This is a genomic window from Actinoplanes sp. NPDC051494 (assembly GCF_044454705.1).
In the GTDB taxonomy this organism is placed as follows: Bacteria; Actinomycetota; Actinomycetes; order Mycobacteriales; family Micromonosporaceae; genus Actinoplanes.
In genome coordinates this window covers 183,728-202,849 of record NZ_JBITDZ010000009.1, presented here as the reverse complement: position 1 = coordinate 202,849, position 19,122 = coordinate 183,728, and the positions used below count along the sequence as shown (strand labels likewise).

General features: G+C 66.9%; 11 protein-coding genes. 2 read left to right on the top strand and 9 right to left on the bottom strand.

From position 1 onward, the window contains the following. Positions 1 to 176 precede the first annotated feature (176 nt). The 9 genes from ACIA6A_RS28480 to rpmH all read right to left on the bottom strand — a co-directional run bounded on the left by ACIA6A_RS28480 (position 177) and on the right by rpmH (position 13,233). The gene (locus tag ACIA6A_RS28480; RefSeq protein ID WP_396100957.1) at positions 177 to 1,067 is read right to left on the bottom strand and encodes a hypothetical protein; all 891 of its coding nucleotides are present in this window, start codon (positions 1,065 to 1,067) and stop codon (positions 177 to 179) included. A 5,021-nt stretch (positions 1,068 to 6,088) separates the two neighbouring features. Continuing rightward, complete coding sequence (locus ACIA6A_RS28475) at positions 6,089 to 7,147, bottom strand: ParB/RepB/Spo0J family partition protein (RefSeq protein WP_396100956.1); 1,059 nt, start codon at positions 7,145 to 7,147, stop codon at positions 6,089 to 6,091. Then, positions 7,144 to 8,166: a ParA family protein gene (locus ACIA6A_RS28470; protein WP_396100955.1), complete on the bottom strand. Its 1,023-nt coding sequence runs from the start codon at positions 8,164 to 8,166 to the stop codon at positions 7,144 to 7,146. The genes ACIA6A_RS28475 and ACIA6A_RS28470 overlap by 4 nt, the downstream gene beginning before the upstream one ends. Before the next feature lie 969 nt (positions 8,167 to 9,135). Further along, positions 9,136 to 9,894 (bottom strand): 16S rRNA (guanine(527)-N(7))-methyltransferase RsmG, encoded by a 759-nt coding sequence (rsmG, locus tag ACIA6A_RS28465; protein WP_396101157.1) that lies wholly within the window; start codon positions 9,892 to 9,894, stop codon positions 9,136 to 9,138. Between the two features lie 813 nt (positions 9,895 to 10,707). Then, on the bottom strand, positions 10,708 to 11,271 hold the full coding sequence (locus ACIA6A_RS28460; RefSeq protein ID WP_396100954.1) for a protein jag: 564 nt from the start codon (positions 11,269 to 11,271) through the stop codon (positions 10,708 to 10,710). Positions 11,272 to 11,414: 143 nt separating this feature from the next. Next, on the bottom strand, positions 11,415 to 12,449 hold the full coding sequence (gene yidC, locus ACIA6A_RS28455; RefSeq protein ID WP_396100953.1) for a membrane protein insertase YidC: 1,035 nt from the start codon (positions 12,447 to 12,449) through the stop codon (positions 11,415 to 11,417). A 1-nt stretch (position 12,450) separates the two neighbouring features. Next, complete coding sequence (yidD, locus tag ACIA6A_RS28450; RefSeq protein WP_396100952.1) at positions 12,451 to 12,708, bottom strand: membrane protein insertion efficiency factor YidD; 258 nt, start codon at positions 12,706 to 12,708, stop codon at positions 12,451 to 12,453. Further along, on the bottom strand, positions 12,705 to 13,061 hold the full coding sequence (rnpA, locus tag ACIA6A_RS28445) for a ribonuclease P protein component (RefSeq protein WP_396100951.1): 357 nt from the start codon (positions 13,059 to 13,061) through the stop codon (positions 12,705 to 12,707). Before rnpA ends, yidD begins: the two co-directional genes overlap by 4 nt. A 34-nt stretch (positions 13,062 to 13,095) precedes the next feature. After that, complete coding sequence (gene rpmH / locus ACIA6A_RS28440; RefSeq protein ID WP_203837280.1) at positions 13,096 to 13,233, bottom strand: 50S ribosomal protein L34; 138 nt, start codon at positions 13,231 to 13,233, stop codon at positions 13,096 to 13,098. Between the two features lie 642 nt (positions 13,234 to 13,875). On the opposite strand from rpmH, the gene dnaA reads away from it, so the two are divergent. Continuing rightward, entirely contained in the window at positions 13,876 to 15,681 is a 1,806-nt protein-coding gene (gene dnaA, locus ACIA6A_RS28435; RefSeq protein ID WP_396100950.1) for a chromosomal replication initiator protein DnaA, read from the top strand. A gap of 2,276 nt (positions 15,682 to 17,957) precedes the next feature. After that, positions 17,958 to 19,091, top strand: coding sequence for a DNA polymerase III subunit beta (gene dnaN / locus ACIA6A_RS28430; protein ID WP_396100949.1), 1,134 nt, complete (start codon positions 17,958 to 17,960; stop codon positions 19,089 to 19,091). Positions 19,092 to 19,122: the final 31 nt, after the last annotated feature.

Genomic DNA, 19,122 nt, shown 5'->3' with positions numbered 1-19,122 from the left:
CCTCGCCGCTCGGCCCCACCGCTAGGTCGACCCCGCGGGTTGGTCAACCCTGCTGCTTGGCCAACCCCTTGCCGCTTGACCAACTTCTGCCGCTCGACCGATCCCGACAGCTAGACCAACCCCTGCGGTCAACCAACCGTCTGCGGCTCGGCCAGCCCCTGCCGATCGGCCGACCCTCAGGGCTGGCCGGTTGTCACATTCTGAGGGCCTGGAGTCCGCCCAGCCTCAACCACCCTTCCGGGCTCTGCCTCAACCGCGTCCTCAGGCCGCAGCTCAGCCGCATCACCCTGCCCGGCCCTGGCACCTCCACCGAACCCGGCCAGAGCCCCATCTCCATGTCCGGCCTCGTCCGTATCCCCGGGCCCCGCCTCAGCCTCGGACACACCGCCGTTTACCCGACCGATTCCGCCGTCATCACCGCTCCCGCTCGACGGTTGCGCGTCCTCCTCGTCGGCCGCAGTCGGCTCAGCGCCGAACGTCGATGGCGATTCCCAATGGATATGCGGAGGCTCGGCAATCGCCCGCCCGCCAAACCCAGCCAGCCATGCGGCAACGAGGGCAAGGTTCTCGAGCCACTGCTCTTCCGGGATCACCGGAAGGATGTCGTCCCACAGCGAGAGGAACGTGCCACGCAGCTGCAACCGTCCGAGCGGCCGCGCAAGAAACCACATGTGCAGGTGCGCGGACCCATCGCCCCAACGATTCACGTGCACCCGAGCAACGCCGTCCAGCGAACGAATCGCCCGCTCCAGCCGCACCGTCATGACACCCAACTCGGCGGCCAGGAGGTTGGGAAGATCCCCAAGGTCAAGATGCGAACGACACTCAAGGATCAAGACCATTGGCAACCCCGTCGGCCGGTCCATCCCGCGGACCCTCCACCGCTCACTAACCCAGATGTACGAGTCGTCAGGCGTATTGCAGGCAACACAGTCAGCAGCGTCCTCGCCGTGACGAGGGGGCTCCACAGCTACAGCATCGTTGAGTCGCTTGACCCGCATCTCGCCCTCGAACGGGAAGGAAGGCCAGCGGGTGAAGTCCGGAAGCGAGGGCGTGTCATCGGGCACGCCGCTGACCCTAGTCCAGGTAGGCAGCCATGTCCCGGGTCAATTTCAGGCCTGTGGACAGAGCCCCGAGCTTGGCCCATCAGGCGTCCTCAAGGTGCCCACCACGTCGACACCGATCACCCTCGGTAGACGCGTCCACACGCCCCAAAGTTATCCACAGAAGTTATCCACAGGCTCCGCCGTTTCACGTGAAACGCGACGTCGCAGCGCTGTACCCCCTGTGGATACTGCCGTGGACAACACCCACGACATCGGCAACGTTTCACGTGAAACGGCACCTCGAACTTTGTTCAACAGCGGTTGCACACAGCTTGTGGATAGTGCCCATCGCCGATGCGCCGACCCCCTCGAGCACGACATCAATCCGCCCTAAAGCTGACCCGCTCCTCGCACGGTCAAAGTGCCTGGATCCCTCTTGCCAACCTCAGCGCATGGCTCGAGAAAGTCGAGCTGAGCTCACGTCAACTTGGTAACCCACGGCCCGCGACCGGGACGCCCCGCCCGCCTACATCTCCCGCCGCAGGTCTCAGTGGCTCAATTCAGTCTCCGCTGGTGTCCTCGCCACCAAGTAGAGCGACCCGGCCAGGAAGCCGGCTGATGGAGAGGGAAGCACCGCTCCGGGTGAAGATGCCGGTCCACGAAAACCAGGAAGCCGCGGCGGCTCAGAGAGCCCAACCTCACCCCGTGCCGCGGTCACTCAGCCTCCAGCCGACGATGGCCAACAGGCTCTCCGGCCAAAGCTGGTTGCTATCCCGATCCCATCCCTATCGGATCCTCCTGCGTTCCCGGGCCCACATCTCACGACGATCCCCACCGCGCTTGCCACCGTGACCACCGCACGCGCAATCCCTTCGTGCTTCCCTGGCACAGGACCCACATTGCCGCCCTCTCGGTCGCGACGACATTGCGTTCTAGGCGCAGAGGCCGAGAGGCCGACGTCTACGACCGGACTCGAACCCCTTGGGCGGACCCGCAGTGAGGGCCCTCGGTCACCGTCGGCACCTCCAGAGGTCCGGCAATCGCGCGCCCTTGTTCCCGTCCACGTTCGGCAGATACCAGTGCGCTTCCCGCCCACATCCGCAACCACAGACAGCCCGTTCCGGATGTGCGCAGGTGCCCCCGGGGAGGCGCAGCAGAACCGCCCATTCGGTCTGTTCATCCGTCGGCTCTACCAACCATGCTCGCCTACCATCGGGCAGAGCAGGTCTCACTGAGTCCGACGCTCGTTCGTCGGTTCGCTGTTCGTCCGCGCTGGATCCCGCATTCACCTCGCTCCGCAGATCTGAGCAGCCCACGCTACCGAGCCCAGTCGGCTATAGCGTTCACTCGTACGCCTGCCTGACGGACATGCGCGCGCGGCGTTCAGGGATGCCAGCATCTGAGCAGAATCCGGCTTGATCTAGAGGAGGACATCGCCTAGGCCCGTCCTTCAGCCGGCTAACCAGCTCTCCACAGTTGTCGGCTATCTCAATCAGGACCTCAACGTGCTCAGCTGTCCGGCTTCGCCGCAAGGAGCCCACCACACTGCCCGCCCGGCCAACCCGCCGTCCGTGTCGCTGCCCTGTCGAGTCGCCTTGTTTAGCGGACGCACCGTTGTAGCACCGCCGTGCCAAATCTGTCTGATCGGCCACTCACGAGTTCGCCTCGCGAGCCTGCGGGCACCGCCGAGTCGTCGGCATGCTTAGCCCAGATAGCAGCGAGACCGACCCTGATGCCGCATCAGCCCTTTGAGTGCGCCCCAGGCTCTTCCAGCTGTACGGACTCACCGGGCTACGCAGACAGACTCTGCGCCTCCCAGGTGTCGGCGCACACAGGCCTCAGGTTCGCCGATGAGCGCTCCCACTCCTGGCATTACTGCTTGGCCCCGGACGATAGCCGTACGACGATTTCTAGACCTGCCGCCGAATGCGTCCGCGTTCCTGCCCGATTCGCGCGGCCGCCGTGAGGAAACAGGCGGGTTCCCGAAGTGGCGATCATGAGGCGGAATCCAGTTAGGTCCGCGCCCGATCAGCAGACGTCTGGGATGCAGACCGGTACTGGCGGTCCGAAGGAACGCCTCCTGCAATCACTGCGGGGCTGTCGCGTACCCAGGTGACCGCAAGACGCTCGGTGCATCGATCGCTGCACCGTTTCACGTGAAACCGACGTCCGAGGCCATGCAACACCGCCAGCCGTGAGCCATGGACTCCTGGACCCTGGGACAGGACCCCCGGGTCCACCGCCGGAGAGGTCTCCAGACTCATGGGCCGCGTATACGGCCACTGCCCGGCGGGCATCACGCTCCCTGCGGCCAGACTGCCCACCTAGGGCTCCACCACTCAGGCCACCGAGAGTGGTTGGCTCACGGTGACGGAACTCAAGATCTGAAGGGCCACCCCAAAATCCCGAGATGCTCATCCAGGGGCGGGGATCCGCGTTCGACACTCGGCGCTACGGCGATGGAGTCCTGAATCCGCCCGCACGTTTCACGTGAAACACGGACGGCATCGCCCTGCAGAAGCTACCGCCGCTGGCATCGAGGTGAAGCGTCCAGAGGTGACCCGGCGGGATCTAATCAACGGACCGGTGTGGCGGCCAGGACGACGAGGATCCGATGACCACGGGCCAATGCTCAAAAGAGCAAGCGCGAGCAAAGCAAACAGGCACCGACCCGGCCCGGCACGGCTCAGCGGCCCAGCGGCCCAGCGGCAGGCAAGCCGAACGCTGAGGTCTGCATCAAACCGCGTGGTTGAGCCCGAGACCCCAGGCATGCAAAGCCTTCATGCGTGTTGCGCGTCTATCAACGCGCGCTGGCTTCTGAGACGCGTGCGGTATCACTGGCCGCAGGACTGCCCTTGTTTCACGTGAAACGCACCTAACCCGGCCCTGGGAGTCATTTGCGAGTCGGAAACCAACTGCCGGTCACCGTCTCTGAGAACATCGAAAATAGCTAGAGCACTGGCGCATCCGAACCGATGCGATCGACCTTCTCCGGGCTCCGGGCTCCGGGCTCCGGGCTCCGGGCTCCGGGCTCCGGGCTCCGGGCTCCGGGCTCCGGGCTCCGGGCTCCGGGCTCCGGGCTCCGGGCAAGTATTGAACACGGAGTGCTCGACAGCAACATACGAATCATCTACATGGCCTCTCCTACTGATCGGTGCTTGAGTTCGGGATCATCCCTGCCACTCGGGCGTACATGTTTCACGTGGAACGACACACCCGCCCCTACGCCTTCGCTGGGAGGATTGGTCCAGCACTGCCTCCAGGAAGGTGCCGTGGGTGGTCAGGAACCGGCTATTGGGCTAGGCCGCGAGGCGTAGTTCGCCGGCAGAGACGATTCGGCGTTGGCCTTTGAGTGGCCTCTGGGTCAGAAGGCAGGATCGGTACAGCCAGACTCTTGGATAAGGCTGCGGCATCTTTGAGATGGAGCGGCTGCAAGCCTCGGTGCCCAATGTCAGTAGGCAGCATGCTGCGTAGACACAGGAAGACAGCCAATCGCTGCCATGACGAGAGAAGTCCGACGACTGATTCGTGCGTTCCGTTCTATCTCGGTCTAGGTGGAACTAGCCCAAGAAGATCAGTCGAGTGCGGCCACGCCGTCGGAGCCAGCAGGATGAACGCTCCCTGGCTGGGGGTCGCGTTTCATTAGGTGCCAGGCAATACACGGCCGAGCCTCGCCCAAGATCGGACCAGCGTGGTCGGGTATGGCTGCGGTCTCAGGCAGGGCGGGCGCGGGGCGGGCTCATGGCCTAGTGAGCAGATCTCGCAGCGGTAGGCGGCGCGGGTGTGCTCGGACAGCCGCCTCTTCGGCAGCCGGGCCGCGAAGTTTGCGCGGGGCGCTTGTCGCATGGACCCCCTGCCATCTGGCGGGTAAGTAACGAACTCCTTCCCAGTCGTCCGTGCCGGCGGCATCCGTGCAACGGCCGCGAATTTCGCATCCGCAGAGTCGCGCCAAGAGGACTGTCGCACCGGACTCCGTCCGGATCGATCGCAGCGACAACTGGTTAGCCCCAGCGCTGGTGTTGCTTGAGGGCTTTCAACGTTGAGTTGGGCAGGCACAGAGCGGCAGCTGGCGAGGACCAGTTTGTCTCTCAGCCTGAAGCGTCCCCCGAGTTGGCGTTGGTGAGGTCAGCTTTAAGGGAGCCACGGCAACTGCACACGCGATGAGCCCACCATCAAATGACTGCGATGGTCTGATGATTACGACGGCGACAGCTCCTTTGGCCCACGGCCGGACATGACAGATCATCTACTCGGTCACTCCGTTGATCCCTGGACTGAGAAGCTGCCAAGCACATGAGGGCCACGACTGGCTTCGAAGCCAGTCGTCTCGTGAGTCAGCGACTGTCAGATGCGATTGGATTTCGCTTCCAGCAAACGACCTCAATCGGATCGTGCTGCGCTGACGACAAAGTCGGCGAATCGGGCTTCTGGGATGGCGGGGCGGGGGAAAACGGCGGGTGGCGAAATCTCAGGAGAATCGTTCTGACAGAACTGGTTGAACGCTGAAATGATCTTCGGTCGCGCCGGTCGAAGCCTCCTGGTCGGGCAAAGGCTACGACGGCCACGAAAGGCGTAGGCACCGCGGAGAGACGCGCAGTACGACCTCAGACGTAGGCGACCTCGGACCGTGGAAAGCGACGGCGACAGCCCTTCCAACCTGGCGACCGGATCGGCATCCGAGGCTCGGGCTCCAACACGGACTCTGACGCGTACACGGGATCTGAGACAACACCGTCTCCGCGGCCGACGCGAGGTGCGAGAGGAAACGAGGGGGTTGCGGCGGATCCCGGGACGAGGCCCACTTACACAGGAAGTCTCCCCAGTGGCCGATGTGAGGGGAGCAATGAAGCCTTGAGGGTCGGGGTTCCGCGTTCTCAAACATAGGGCGGACGCCAATGGGGGAGCACGAGGATCGGGGCCTACAGAAACAGGGGCTTCGCACGGATTGCAGGGCGAACAGCTGCGAGAAAAGAGGAAGGCACGTGATCCGCTAGATCACGTGCCTGCCGTTTTCGCCTGGTGGTGCGTGCGCCTGCTGACAATCAGTCCGCGTTGGGGTCCGTCGGGCCGGCGCCTTCTTCCTCGACGCCGATCATGCCCACGATGCGTTCGAGGTCGTCCACCGTGGCGAACTCGATCGTGATCTTGCCTTTGTTGCGGCCGATGTCGACCTTGACCCGGGTGTCGAAGCGGTCGGAGAGACGGTCCGCTAGGTCGTTGAGGGCCGGTGCGTGGACCTTGGCTCGGCGGCTCGGGGCCGACTTCTTGGCAGGTCCGTCCGCGATGGCGAGCGAGACCAGCTCCTCGGTCGCGCGTACCGAAAGACCCTCGGCCACGATCCGCAGCGCCAGCGACTCCTGAGTCTCGCTCTCGTCCAGGCTGAGCAGCGCCCGGGCATGGCCGGCCGACAGGATGCCCGCGGCCACCCGGCGCTGGACCGGGGCCGGCAGGTTGAGAAGCCTTATGGTGTTCGAGATCTGGGGGCGGCTGCGGCCGATCCGCCGGGCCAGCTCCTCATGGGTTGCGCCGAACTCTTCCAGAAGCTGCTGGTATGCGGCTGCTTCTTCGAGCGGGTTGAGGTTCGCGCGGTGGATGTTCTCGAGGAGGGCGTCGCGGAGCATCGCGTCATCACGGGTTTCCCGGATGATCGCGGGGATGGACTCCTTACCGACCGCCTGAGCCGCACGCCAGCGGCGCTCGCCCATGACCAGCTCGTACGTGCCGTCGCCGATGTCGCGTACGACGATCGGCTGCAGGAAACCGACCTCTTCGATCGAGGTCTTGAGCTCCTCGAGCGCGTCGTCGTCGAAGACGTGGCGAGGCTGCTTCGGGTTCGGCACGATGGCCGTGACGGCGAGTTCCGCGAACCGTGCACCCGGAACCGGTGCCAGGCCGCGGTCGTCGACCACCGGCTCGTCCACGATGACCGGAGTGGCGGCAGGTGGGGCGACGGGAATGGCAGGAGCCGCCGGCGCCACGTACTGCGCGGGCGCCGGCGAGGCCACCGCAGGCGCTTCAGCCTCGGTCTCGGCCGGCGGTGGCGCTGTCGGGATCAGCGCCCCCAGACCGCGGCCGAGGCCGCCCCGTGGACGGTTCTTCATGCCGCGCCTCCTACTGTGTTGACCCCGCGCATCGCGATCTCCAATGCTGCCTCGAAGTAGCTCGTGGCGCCCCGCGATCCCGGATCGTAGGTCATCACGGACTGGCCGTAGCTGGGGGCCTCCGAGACCCGTACGTTGCGAGGAATCACCGCCTCGAGCACCTTCGACCCGAAGTGGTTCCGCACGTCCTGCTCAACGGCGTCCGCGAGGCGAGTACGGCGGTCGTACATGGTCAGCAGGATGGTCGACACGTCCAGCGTCGGGTTGAGGTGCTGCCGTACCAGATTGATGTTGTTGATCAGCTGGTTGAGGCCTTCCAGCGCGTAGTACTCGCACTGGATCGGAATCAGCACTTCCTGCGCGGCGCAGAGCGCGTTGACGGTCAGCAGGCCGAGCGACGGCGGGCAGTCGATGAAGACGTAGTCGAACTTCTCCGGGTGTGCGCTGATCGCCCGGGCCAGCCGCGACTCTCGCGCGACCACCGACACGAGCTCGATCTCCGCACCAGCGAGGTCGATCGTGGCCGGGACGCAGAACAGGTTGGGGATGCCTTCAACTGCCTGCGCGACCTCGGCCAGCGGCACGTTGTCGATGAGGCAGTCGTACACATCGGGGACGCCGGCGTGGTGCGGCACGTTGAGGCCGGTGGAGGCATTGCCCTGGGGATCCAGGTCCACCACGAGGACGCGGTTTCCGTGCAGTGCCAGCGCGACCGCCAGGTTGACCGTCGAGGTGGTCTTCCCGACGCCACCCTTCTGGTTTGCGACGCAGAACACCCGGGGATGGTCGGGGCGCGGCATAGTGATCTCGCCGCTCGGATTGAGGATCTGCACAGCTCGCAACGCTTCCATGGCAAGGGGCGGATCGGCCTCATCCGCAGTCGGCGTTTCACGTGAAACATGCTCGGCTGCCGCCGCACCATCTACCGAATCAGCTGGCGGAGCCGACGACGCCGGAGGCGCGGACGTCGGCTGGGTGGGCGAAGCCGTGGCGAACTCTCCGGTCGTCTGCTGCTGCATGGCTGCAGCGCCCGACACCGGAGCTGAGGCGGACACGGGTACAGGTGGTGCTGAACGTGGTGCAGGAGCGGGACGACGCGGTTCGGCAGAGGACACGTCGGGGGAGCTCACCGGCGTGCCGTACACCTGGCCTTGACCTGCGCGCGGTTGCGGCACGCCCGGGTCTCCACTGTTGAAGGTCACGGTCAAGCTCACACTCCGATCGGGCTCGGCGATGGGCTCGGTTTCACGTGAAACACCGTCCCAGCCGGGGTTGCCGTCGGGCCCCCTGCCATACTCATGCACCGTTTTATCCCTGCCTGGTTGGATGGAGTCGGCACCGCGAGCGTGCAGGCCGGCAGGAAACGGCGGCGCGGGTGTTGCGCCTGCCATCCGGTCCACACTATCGACGCGCGGCCAGCCTACGGCCGTAGGGCGACGGGTGCCACGCTTGTCCGCCTGATGAGTTGAGACCGACAGCATCCGGGGCGTCTCGAAAACCATAAATCCGGCGACATGCCGCAGCCGGCCGCCATAGCCTCTGATTCTCCCGCAAGGCCAACCCACCGCCGACGGCGACCCGACCTCAAACCCTTCATCGGTACGACCTCCGCCCGCGCCCGCCCAGCGATGGCCCCGAACAGCATCTCGACCCCCGACGGAACGGGCCTGATCAATGGTCCCGGGCTTGAGATCGCGGGTCGGCATCTCAGTCGGAAGCCCGACCGCAGACGGCTCAGAATCACCATCACCGATCGCGGGTACGGCGTCCCTCGCACCCGATCGCCATCCGTCCAGGACCGTCCAGTCGGCCGCCGAAGACCGGACTGACGAAGACCGCACCACGCGTACGGAAGGCCCGGCGTCAGATGCCGCAAGCGTGAGTGCCGCAGAGGGCGCGAGGGTGGGTGGATCGGAGTGGTGGCCGGGCGGCGGAGTTGATGGTGGGGGTTGTTTACCCATTCGTTTCCGCACGCCCCGCCTGGCCATCTAGCCCCTCCGCGATCTCCTCTTCCCGGGTCCGCGTCCGCCGTTGGTACCGGAGGAGCGGCCCGGGGTGGCCGCCCGTTGGGACGGCCTCGGCCGTGGTGCCACGACGTTGCGCTCCCGCACGATCTCGACGACCGTGGTCGGCGGGTCGATCAGCCCGGCCCCGCAGAGCCGGACGTTCGGGGTGCCGCCGCCGAGTTCGGCGATCACTTCGCGGTGCTCTGCCACTTCGTCCGCGGCCGAGGCGCCCTTGAGCGCCAGGAGCCGGCCGCCGACAGCCGCGAGAGGCAGGCACCAACCGGCAAGCCGGTCGAGCGGAGCAACCGCGCGCGCGGTGACGACATCGGCGGGGGCGGGGGGTCCTCCGACGAAGTCTTCCGCGCGACCCCGGACGACCGTGACGGTCGAATCGAGGCCGAGCGCTGTCACCGCTTCGGACAGAAAAGCGGTCCGTCGTGCCAGCGGCTCCACCAGGGTGATCGTGAGATCAGGTCGAGCCACTGCGAGCACGATACCGGGCAAACCGGCACCAGACCCCACGTCGATCAACGAAGCGCCGAGCGGGATCATCTCGGACATAACGGCACAGTTGATCAGGTGGCGTTCCCACACCCGCGGCGCCTCCCGAGGACCGATCAGCCCTCGCAGTACGCCATCGGTGACGAGCAGCTCCGCATACCGCCCGGCGAGCTCGAGCCGATCGCCGAACACCCGCTGGGCGGCTGCGAGATGTTCGTCCGGCGGGGTGAGCACCGAGATCCCGCTGGACGAAGGCGCGGAGGACGGCTCGGACGACGAAGGCGCGGAGGCCGACTCAGACGCCTCACTCTGGCCGTTGGACGCCACAGCGGCAGCCGGAGGAGGAGATGCAACCTCGGCCCTGACTCCCGGAGACGACGCGGTGGGAGACGACACCGCAGGAGACGACGCGGTGGGAGACGAGAGGCTCTCAGGAAGAGAGGGAGAGGGGAACATCCCAGCGGCGGAATCGGCGGTCGGGACAAAACCGTCCGCAGCGACAGAATCGCCAGCAGCCACAGAGTCGGCATCCACAGCAAGGACCGAATCACCAGTCAGAACGGAACCGCCGGCAGCGACAGAACGGTCAACAGCGACGGAGCCCGGAGCCGAGACGGAGTCGCCAGCCGAACCAAGATCCGCAGCCGGACCGGAGGTCCCGACCGGACCGAGGCCAGCAGCTGGACCAAGATCCGCGGCCGGAGATTTGCGGGTGCGGTTTTCCGGGCCTGCGGACCGACCGGGGAAGCCTTTCAGAGGGACACCCCGACGAACGCGCGACGCAGGCGAACCGCTGCGCGACACCGACGAACCGCTGCGGGACGTAGGCGAACCGGTGCGGGACACGGGCGAACCAGTACGCGACGAGGGTGCGCCGGCACCCGGCTGGGTGGCTGATGGGGAACGGCCGGCCGAGGGAGGCGTCGCTGACGGGGTGGGGACGGCGGGGGGCTGCTCACCGCGTACCGGAGGAATGGGCGGAGACGACGACGGCCCGGGCGCAGCACCCGGGCCGGTCTGTCCCTCGCCGTAGCGTGGGTTGGTCATTGTCGGTCAGTCTGCCGGCCGGACCACGATGCGGCGGTTGGGCTCGACGCCCTCGGACTCGCTCTCGACGCCCGGCATGGCGTTGACCACGTCGTGGACGCACTTGCGCTCGAAGGCCGACATCGGCTCGAGGCGGACCGCGTCGCCGTGCTCCTTGACCTTCTCGACCGCGTTGCGGGCGACGGCCGTGAGTTCCTTGCGGCGGCTGGCCCGGTAGCCGCCGATATCGAGCAGCAGGCGGCTGGGGGAGCCCGAGGCGCGGAAGATCGCGAGGCGGGTGAGTTCCTGGAGGGCTTCCAGGGTGGCACCGCGCTGGCCGACGAGGGGCTGCAGGCGGTCGCCCACGACCTCGACCATCGGGCGGCCCGCGGAGACCAGCTCGTCGATGTCGCCGTCGTAGTCGAGGATGTCGAGCAGGCCCTCGATGTAGTCAGCGGCGATCTCGCTCTGGCCGAACAGGTCCGCGTCGGAGGTCACGGTCTCCGACTTCTTGGGCTCCTCGGTACCGGCGGACTCCGCGGCGGCCTCGACGGCCGTCTCCTCGGTGCTGGGAGTGCTGGTGTCGGTCACGGTTCATCTCCGTACTCTCGGGCCGGACCTGCTCGGTCCGCTGTTCCCGCTCCGGCGGGGTCCATCACCGGGTGCGGGGAGGTCTGTGTCGCCGCCCTGACGGGGCCGCGCGCGGCCCGGCGGGAAGCCGGGCCGCTGCTGCGTCATCCCTTGGGTTTGTTGGCGGGGCGAGCGCCCTTTTTCGCGTTGGTCGTCGGCTTGGCACCGGGCTTGGGGGCGAGGGCCTTGGTGTCGACGACCGGCGTCTGCGGCTCGGGCTGGGCCGGCTTGCGACCGAACAGGCCACGGCTGGCGGGCTGCACCGGGTTCTTCGTGCCGTTCTTGGCCGCCGCACCGTTCGCGGGACGGGCGCCCGAGGCACCGGTCTTGGCGTTGGCGTTGACCGGCGGCGGGAACTTGCGGAGCACCCACTGCTGCTGGGCCAGGCTGAAGAGGTTGTTCGTGACCCAGTAGATGACCACGCCGATGGGGAACAGCGAGCCGGAGACGAGCAGCGACAGCGGGATGCCGTACAGCATCAGGCGCTGGATCATCTTCTGCTGCGGGTCCTCGGCCCAGCCGGTCTTGAGGATCATCTGGCGGCTGGTGAGGTAGGTCGTCGCCATCATGGTGAGGACCAGGATGCCGGCGATGATCTTCACCGTCATGCTGCTGCCGGTGTAACCCAGCTGGGACAGCTCGGCCGCGGAGGAGCCGAACTTCGCCGGCAGCGGGACCGTGAACAGCGCCGAGTGGGTCGCGTCGCTGAACTGGTCGGCCGTCCACCCGTACAGCGTGGGCCGGGGGTTGTCCGGGTTGAGCCGCCGCAGCACGTGGAACAGGCCGAGGAAGACGGGGATCTGCAAGAACATCGGGAGGCAACCCATGAGCGGGTTGGCCTTCTCGACCTTGTAGAGCTCCATCATTTCTTTTTGGAGCGTCTCCCGGTCACCCTTGTGCTTCTCCTGCAGCTCTTTGACCTTGGGCTGCAGTGCCTGCATCGCCCGCTGGGACTTGATCTGCTTGACGAAGACGGGGAAGAGGATGACGCGCAGCGTCACCACCAGGAAGACGATCGAGAGAATCCAGGCCCAGTTGGTGCCGAGCACCCGGCCGTCGGAAATGCCGATCGCGTCCCAGAGTGCGTGCCAGCGCAGGAGGATCCACGAAATGGCGTAGTAGATCCAGTCGAGACTCAATTCATGCTCCAGTCACATCGGCAGGACGGTGACGGATCGGGTCGGGCACGGGGTCGTACCCACCGGGGTGGAAGGGATGACACCGCGACAGCCGCCAGATCGCCAGGCCGGTCCCGTGGAGCGCGCCGTGTTTCGCGAGCGCCTCCTGGGCGTACGCGCTGCACGACGGATAGAACCGACAGCGGGCCGGCAGTGCCGGGCTCACATAACGACGGTACGCGACGATCGGCGCGGTCAGCAGGCGGGCAACGGGTGTCATCGCCGCCGCCGGGGGGACCGGGCGGCGGTGAGTGCCGAGTCGAGATCGGCACCGAGCGTCTCGGAGGACGCGGTCGCGGACGCCGGAAGTGCCCGGACGACGAGCGCGGCACCGGCGGGAAGGTCGGCGAGCCGGGCCTGGACCAGGTGGCGCAGGCGTCGGCGGACCTTGTTGCGGACCACCGCGTTGCCCACCGCTTTGGACACGACAAAGCCGGCGCGCGCCTCAGAGGCTTGCGCCGGCTCGTCGACAAGCAGGTGTACGACCACGGTGCCGCGGCCGGAACGACGGCCATTGCGGATGGCGACGGCGAATTCGCTGCTGCGCCGCAATCGTTGCGCTGCGGCTAGCACGACTACCTAGGCATCCGGCCTGGCCAGCGTCGGCTCAGGCCGACAGCTTGGCCCGGCCCTTGGTGCGACGCGTGGAGAGGATGGCCCGGCCGGCGCGGGTGCGCATGCGCAGCCGGAAACCGTGGGTCTTGGCGCGCCGGCGGTTGTTCGGCTGGTAAGTGCGCTTGCTCACTGTTAACTCCGTCTTCAGTGCTGCGTGGCTTTGAGCGACGTGGCCGAGAGCCACGCGCCGTGCAACGTCCAGGGGGCATCAAGCTGCAAGACGCCACTTTAGCAGAACGCGGCGGAGCAACCGCCCGACCCTACGCAAGGCCGTGACGGTGGTCAACTACTTGCGGGTTCGGCACGCCGGATGCGGTACCGTCCGTCACCCAGGTCGGTGGCGGCGCGCACGGAGTGAATCTTTTCGTGCCAAGCCTGTCCCGGGGTGGGTACCGCTGGTTGATGTGGGCATGGCCGCGCTGTTAGCGTGCCCGTTTGCCGGTCTTCCAGCGCTGTTCTCCGACGAGCACCCGGCAGTCGGGCCGGGACGTACAGAAAGCCGGGACGGACAGAAACCGGACGAGCCGGTCGATCGTTCGGCTTTGTGAGCCTGTTTTCCCGCGCCCGCACAGGCTCCGGGAAGTCCGTCGACCATCCGGCCGGGGAGCGATCTTCGACGAGTGCACAGGTTGTGGATAACCTGTGGATAAGCAAGGTGCCGTGCTGGTTGGGGGAAGTCCGGTCCGTCGCCCGACAGGGTGATGTGACTGGTCAGGCGGAAGCCGAACAAGGCCACCCGGGTGAAACCGGTGGCGATGGGGGTGGCGCGGCGGTGGCCGACACGGTGGACCTTGGCGGGGTCTGGGCTGCGGCTACGGACGAGCTGGCGGACGAGATCGCGTCCGCTCAGCAGCGTGCGTACCTGCGACTCACACGCCTGCGCGCCATCGTCGAGGACACAGCTCTGCTCTCGGTGCCGGACACCTACACCCGCGACGTGATCGAGTCACGGCTGCGCCTCGCGATCACCGAGGCCCTGTCGCGCCGGCTCGGACGTCCCATCCAGGTGGCGGTCACCGTCCGCCCGCCCGAGGACGGGTCGGGACGCCCCGGCACGGTGTACGGCACCCCGCCGCCCGAACCGCCGACCCAGCCACCCGCGCACTACGCGGACCCGCAGCCCGCGGCGTACCCGGACCGTTACCCCCAGCCGTCCGCCTACACCGAAAGCTACGGGGAGAGCTACGACGAGCCGACCGGTTCGGCGCAGGCCCCGTTCCCGCACGGCGTCCCCGCCGCCCGCGACGGCCAGGAGGCGCTGTTCGCGGCGCCGCTGCCGATGGGTCACCCGGAGCCGGCGGCAAACTCCATGGCTGAGGAAAAGCCGAAGGCCGATGCGCCCCGGCAGGTCCCGCACTATCAGGACGGCCAGATCGACACCGCCCGCCGCATCGCCGCCGAGCAGTCCCAGCTGCGCGACAGCCAGCGCCGCGCCGACGACCGCCAGGCCCAGGAACGCCGCGAGGACACGTTGCAGATGCGCGGCGACAACGGCCCTGGCCGCTCCCCGCTGGGCAACCAGCAGTCCGGCGGCCGCAGCGCGAACGACGGCAACCGCCTCAACCCGAAGTACATGTTCGAGACCTTCGTCGTCGGCTCGTCCAACCGTTTCGCCCACGCGGCGGCGGTCGCGGTCGCCGAATCCCCGGCGAAGGCCTACAACCCGCTGTTCATCTACGGCAGCTCCGGGCTGGGCAAGACCCACCTCCTGCACGCCATCGGTCACTACGCGACGACGCTCGGTCACGCCCGCAGCGTCCGCTACGTCTCGACCGAGGAATTCACCAACGACTTCATCAACAGCCTGCGCGATGACAAGACGCAGGCCTTCCAGCGCCGTTACCGCGACGTCGACATCCTGCTCATCGACGACATCCAGTTCCTGGAAAACCGCGAACGCACGCAGGAAGAGTTCTTCCACACGTTCAACACGCTCCACAACGCCAACAAGCAGATCGTCATCAGCTCGGACCGTTCCCCGCGCCAGCTGGCCACGCTCGAGGACCGCATGCGAACCCGCTTCGAATGGGGCCTGCTCGCCGACGTCCAGCCCCCGGACCTCGAGACGCGCATCGCGATCCTGCAGAAGAAGGCCGCCCAGGAGCGCATGTACGCCCCCGACGACGTCCTCGAATTCATCGCCAGCCGGGTCTCCAGCTCGATCCGCGAACTCGAGGGCGCCCTCATCCGGGTGACGGCGTTCGCCAGCCTCACCCGCTCCTCGGTGCAGCTGTCGCTCGCGGAAGAGGTCCTCCGCGACTTCATGCCCGACGGAGCCGGCCCCGAGATCACCGCGGACCAGATCATGGCCTCCACCGCCGACTACTTCGGCGTCAGCCTCGAAGACCTCCGCGGCCACTCCCGCTCCCGGGTCCTGGTCAACGCCCGCCAGGTGGCCATGTACCTCTGCCGCGAACTCACCGACCTCTCCCTGCCCCGCATCGGCCAAGCTTTCGGCGGCCGCGACCACACCACCGTCATGCACGCGGACCGCAAAATCCGCCAGCACATGGCCGAACGCCGGTCGCTCTACAACCAGATCGCCGAACTGACCAACCGCATCAAACAGAACACCTGACGGACACAGGTACGCGAGCCGGAGCCCCCAAAAGCACGACGGGGCTGGCCACCCCACCGCCCCGGACCGTAACCACTCAGGGCCGTCGCCGCCGCCGGGTTGGCCTGCAACTCACCCGCAGGCCCCAGATGTCCACAAGCGACAACCAGGTCGAATTCGCCGCCGGGATCCACAGTGGCCATTGGTCCACAGCTGGACACAGGCACTCACGCCAGACAAACCTCTAGCTCGTAACAGCCCGCGGCGACGTGACCCCAGAAAGTCACCAGGCCGTCCCACCCGCGCCCACCCACCGAAGTCGCGGCCGCACGTCATCGCTGAGCGAGCGGTAGCAGGCAAGACGCCATCCGGCATTCCGAGCCCACAGGGCCGCAGCCGGGCCGAGATCGGGCACGTCGCAGGTAGCGAGCCTCGTAGCTGGCAAGCCCGTGGACAAAAGGTGCCCGGGTGAGGTCCTGCTCCTACGAGCGCTCCGCCAGGGAAGCCTTCCTGTCCGGACCTGAGCCCCACCCGCACAGCGCCGCGAACTCCGTGCCGACAAGGCGACTGCGATCCCGGCCACGGGAAGGCAGCCACCCGCCCTCCCCTCGAAATGATGCCGGGGAGATAGGACGTCAGGCGCCACAACCGAGACGGCCCGGACGAGCAGGTGATCGGCCACCAGCGCACGATCAGCCACCAGCCACGGAACCGGTCGACTCCGAGGTGCTGGCGCTCGACGAGCCGACCAACCGTCACGGAACCAGCCGACGTCATGCGACCAGCCACCGCCAAGCAAACGGCTGCCGCAAAGCCACCAGCCACCAGCAAATCGGCCAGCGCAAAGCAATCGGCCACCGCAAAGCAAACGGCCACCGTCATGCAACGAGCCACCGTCATGCAACGAGCCGCCGCATAGCAAACGCCTGCCGCAAAGCCACCGGCCACCAGCCACCGTCACGAACCGGGCACCGTCCCGCGCGAACCGCCGCCGTCAGCGAATCGGCCATCACCGCGCCGTCAGCCACCGGCGGTCATCGCGGCAGTCCACTCCCGTCGATCAGCAGTGCGGACCCCTTCCTCGGCGACCACACCCCACGGAACGACAGCCGGCTCAAACGGTCGCACCAACCCGCCAAGCCCGCAGCCCGCAGCCCGTAAGCCGCCAAGCCGCCAACCCATACCCCGTCAGCCGTCAGCCGTCAGCCGTCAGCACTCAGCCGTCAGCACTCAGCACTCAGCCCCGAGACCTCAGCCCCGAGACCTCAGCCCGTGAGTCACCTGAGACCTGAGCCATCAGAGCCTGAGCGCTCGCGACGATCCGGCTGGCCTGGGCTACAGATGGCTTCGACTCAGATGGCAGCGGCCGGCGGGTGCCAGCCGGGTGCCTCGCTCCCCATTGCTCAGAGCGTTCGGGTCCCTACGAATCGCGTTGTGCACAAGCCGGAACCGCCCCCTCGACCGGTTTGCCGGGCCGGTTGGGCCGCGAGAGTGCCGTACGCCTCATCCGGCCCGCACGCCATGGCTCTCACCTGGGAAAACACAACGCTCCACACAGGTTATCCACACCTGTCCTCACAGGCCGGTGCCGACAGCCCTCGATGATCTTTCGGATGGGCGTCGGCGACGAATCATCCGGGTGGCAGTTTGTCAACGTCGGGACGACACCGTTTCGTGCCAACGTTATCCACACTAATTCACAGGCGTTCACAGGTTTTGTCCCCAGCGGTGGATAACTCAGCGGCCGGTTACCCACAGATGTGGGTAACTCCTGGGGAAATCGATGTGGATAACCACAGAGAGTCACATCTTTACCCACACCCTGTGGACGCCTGTGGATTTCCTGTTGAAGGTTCTGGGGACGACGGGTCTGAAGCGTCCCGGCGTTATCCCCAGGGCGGGGGACAAACCCGGTGGATAACCGGTGGACAGCCTGTGGACAGCGGTGGAAAACCTCGGCCAACCCGGCGGCTGTGGACAACGGACCGGGTTTGTACCCCGGTTGCCCACATGTGAATCACCGGTGGATAACCCTGTGACCTGCGGATACTCGAGTTCTCCACAGAATCCACAGGGCCGATGATTACGACTGTTCTCTCTCTCGGAAAATCTAAAAAGAAATCTTGGGGGTTGGGGAAGCTGTGGACAGGCCGCTCGCGGCCCGATCCACCCGGGCTCAGGGACTCATCACCGGGGGGCCGGACGTACCCAGCGTCACCGCTCGCCATAGAGTTCAGAGGGCTCCATCAGCACATCCGAAGCTGGTTTGTCGAGGAAAGTGACGCGGAGGGCATGGCATGAAGTTCCGGGTGGAGCGAGACGTACTCGCCGACGCGGTGGCATGGACAGCCAAGAGCCTGCCCAGCCGTCCGTCGGTGCCCGTTCTTGCGGGTGTCATGCTGCGCGTGACCGACGGCAGGCTGCAGGTTTCCGGCTTTGACTACGAGGTCTCGAGTCAGGTCAGCGTGGAGGTGCAGGCCGACGCCGACGGCGCCGCCCTGGTCTCCGGGCGGCTGCTCGCCGAGATCACCAAGGCGCTGCCGGCCAAGCCGGTGGACATCGCCGCGGTCGGCTCTCATCTGGAGCTGGTGTGCGGCAGTGCCCGCTTCACCCTTCCGGTGATGCCGGTGGAGGACTACCCGGCGCTGCCGGACATGCCTTCCAGCGCGGGCACCGTCGAGGCCCAGGCCTTCGCCGTGGCCGTCGCACAGGTAGCGATCGCCGCCGGGCGGGACGAGACGCTGCCGATGCTGACCGGTGTCCGGGTGGAGCTCGACGGTTCCACGATGACGATGCTGGCGACCGACCGTTACCGACTGGCCATGCGCGAGCTGGAGTGGACGCCGGACGACCCGGAGATCAGCCTCAACGCGCTGATCCCGGCGAAGACGCTGAACGACACCGCCAAGGCGATGGGCCCGATCGGTGGCTCCGTCACGCTGGCGCTCTCGCAGGGCAACGCCGGTGAGGGCATGGTCGGCTTCGCCGGTGGCGCCCGCCGCACCACGAGCCGGCTGCTGGACGGGGCGAACTACCCGCCGGTGCGCTCGATCTTCCCGTCGACGCAGAACGCTCAGGCGAGTCTGAGCGTCGCCGGGCTCGTCGAGGTCGTCCGCCGTGTCGCGCTGGTTGCCGAGCGCACCACCCCGGTGCTGCTGAGCTTCAGCGAGGACGGGCTCGTGGTCGAGGCCGGCGGCACCGAGGAGGCCCGGGCCAGCGAGGCCATGGAGGCGACCTTCACCGGTGAGCCGCTGACGATCGGGTTCAACCCGCAGTACCTGATCGACGGTTTGCAGAACCTGGGCGCCCCCACCGCCGTACTCTCATTTGTCGACGCTTTCAAGCCCGCTGTGATCTCCCCCGCAGACGAAGACGGCGAAATCAAGCCCGGATACCGCTATCTGATCATGCCTATTCGGGTAACTCGCTGATACTGGGCCTGAAGAAACACTCACCTAGGGG

Coding starts and splice junctions, on each gene's coding strand:
- ACIA6A_RS28470 (WP_396100955.1), bottom strand. CDS start 8,166: ATGCAGCAGCAGACGACCGGAGAGTTCGCCACGGCTTCGCCCACCCAG.
- ACIA6A_RS28475 (WP_396100956.1), bottom strand. CDS start 7,147: ATGAAGAACCGTCCACGGGGCGGCCTCGGCCGCGGTCTGGGGGCGCTG.
- yidD (WP_396100952.1), bottom strand. CDS start 12,708: ATGACACCCGTTGCCCGCCTGCTGACCGCGCCGATCGTCGCGTACCGT.
- dnaN (WP_396100949.1), top strand. CDS start 17,958: ATGAAGTTCCGGGTGGAGCGAGACGTACTCGCCGACGCGGTGGCATGG.